At 38.7% G+C, this 2,202-nt stretch carries 2 protein-coding genes; both read left to right on the top strand.

What is annotated here, in order from left to right:
* The coding region (locus tag EDC14_RS26325; protein ID WP_207930801.1) for a Tle-like phospholipase domain-containing protein at positions 1-934 on the top strand (934 nt) is incomplete at its 5' end.
* A gap of 7 nt (positions 935-941) precedes the next feature.
* Entirely contained in the window at positions 942-1,886 is a 945-nt protein-coding gene (locus EDC14_RS26320) for an ankyrin repeat domain-containing protein (protein ID WP_132018368.1), read from the top strand.
* The last annotated feature ends 316 nt before the right edge of the window (positions 1,887-2,202 follow it).

Below are 2,202 nucleotides of genomic sequence, written 5' to 3'. Positions count from 1 at the left end.
TACCGGTGGGTTAACAAGTGGAACCATGTCGGTACTAATGGGTGGAGATTTTTGGGATGGGGCCGGAACTGGAGCTATAAGTGGAGGAGTAAGCGCATATCTGGGTAAACATACTCACCCAACAGGCAATGACTTCTTTGACGGTGTAAGAAAATGGTTTAATAAAGCATTTGGCGTATTTGCCGCTACAGGAAAATATGAATTTAGGTTTAGTGATGCAGTAAGTTTAAGTGGTATAGAGAATACAATAACGGAAGGATTATTCAAGGCTATCAATCCTCCTGGCGTAGATTCACCTGCTATTTATCCAGATAATGGAGGTGGCCCCAGTCTTTCCGAGGCGGCGGATATTGCGGATGATGTTTATACTGGGCAAGAAGGAAAGGTACTATCAGGAGGATGGACATTGATTGATGTTTATAGCCCAAAGGGTACTGGCCTGCGTATGGGAGTATACGCAAGGGTAGGAGCGGATGGAAATACGGAATATGTAATAGCAAACAAAGGAACGTCAAGCTTGGGCAACTGGGGTGATAATATAAAACAGTTTTTTGGAGCTTCAGTTGATATGAAAAAATCAGTAGCGTACGCAACAGCATTTGTAAAGAATCATCCTGATGCAGATATAACATTTGTCGGGCATTCAAAGGGCGGAGCAGAAGCAGCAGCTAATGCAGTAGCAACAAAGAAATATAATGCTATTTTATTCAATCCGGCCTCAGTTAATCTAAAAGCCATTGGACTAAACAGTTCAGATTATAGAGGAAATATGACTGCCTATATTGTAAAAAATGAACCATTAAACTTTTTGTTTGGTGGTATATCAAAACCCATTGATAATGTAGTTTATTTACCGCAACAATCTTGGAATCCGCTTTACAATCATTCAATGGCTGGAGTAAAGAAGGCAATAAGCGAATGGGAAGGAATGTAATAGAACAATGGCTAAAAAAATAATTGTAATTTTATCAATATTTGCTGTTATATTATGTCTTTATCAATTGAATAATAGCAAAGCAGCAAATAAGGAGGGCTATGAAATTTTTGATATCCGTATTTATAAAGATACTCCGGCATGGGAATTAGCATTAGCCGTAAAAGATCAAAATACCGGGAAGATCGAAAGAATAGCTAAAAGCAAACCAAATTTATTAAATTACCAGGAACCGAAGTATGGCGCTACTTTGTTATTATGGGCCGTGGGAACGGAGAAGTACAAATCGGCAGAGTCATTACTAAAATGTGGAGCTGATCCCAATATTGCCTCGGCTAATATATTTGGAGGACAAACCCCGCTTTTTGTGGCGGCAGAATACTCTTGGATCGATAATGATTACAAAAAAGATCCGAAGTATGTAAAACTTTTACTGCGCTATGGCGCGAATCCAAACATCAATTATGTTAGCAGCGGTAAAACTGATAGAGAAACAGGGATTAGTCCATTGATGAATTCAATTCCATGTGGTATTGAGAAAACAAAAGCTCTAGTGGAGGCAGGTGCTGATATTAACCATAAAACAGAATCGGGAGATACAGCGGCGATTACGGCATTAGATGCAGGAAGTGCATATGCTACTTTAGAAGGGGTGCAATATGCCTATTATTTAATTGTGGAGAAAAAAGCAAAAGTAAATGAACCTTATTATCGATCGAAAAATACTACAATGCCTGGTGATAACCCTAATGATCAATTTTATCCAGTTGATATCTTACGGGATTGGATTTATGATTTAAACTCCAAAGAATACAAAATAAAAATGGAGATAGTTCAAGAATTTGCGCGACAAGGGGTAAATTATTGGAATACTAAAATTCCTAAGCGAACACTTGAGTATATAAAAAAGCGTTACCCGGATACTTGGGAAGAATATATAAAAAAATACTAAACTTGATTTTGCTAGAAAATATGTTGGTAATATAGCTGCTTGGACTTTAACTTTTGGCACAGTGATAAGAAACTGTGCCTTTGTCGTATTACGTAACATGGATAGATAGCCTATTCCATCGTAACCGTCAAACCGCCGCGCACCTTGAAAGATAAGTGATTAGAAAGGTACAATTTACTCCAAGAAGGTTCAAAATGTTCAATGGAGCGTTTTGAAGCAAGTGGAGTGATTAGAGTGATTAGAACGGAGACCCAAAAAATCGTAACACAGATGCGGCTGTCGGGCTGGAGCGAAGCGGTTAAGGAACGGCTGGCCA

The organism is Hydrogenispora ethanolica (assembly GCF_004340685.1).
Taxonomy (GTDB): Bacteria; Bacillota; UBA4882; order UBA8346; family UBA8346; genus Hydrogenispora; species Hydrogenispora ethanolica.
Note: the sequence above shows the minus strand (reverse complement) of the source record. Positions and strands in the feature narration are given on the sequence as shown.

Coding starts and splice junctions, on each gene's coding strand:
- EDC14_RS26320 (WP_132018368.1), top strand. CDS start 942: ATGGCTAAAAAAATAATTGTAATTTTATCAATATTTGCTGTTATATTA.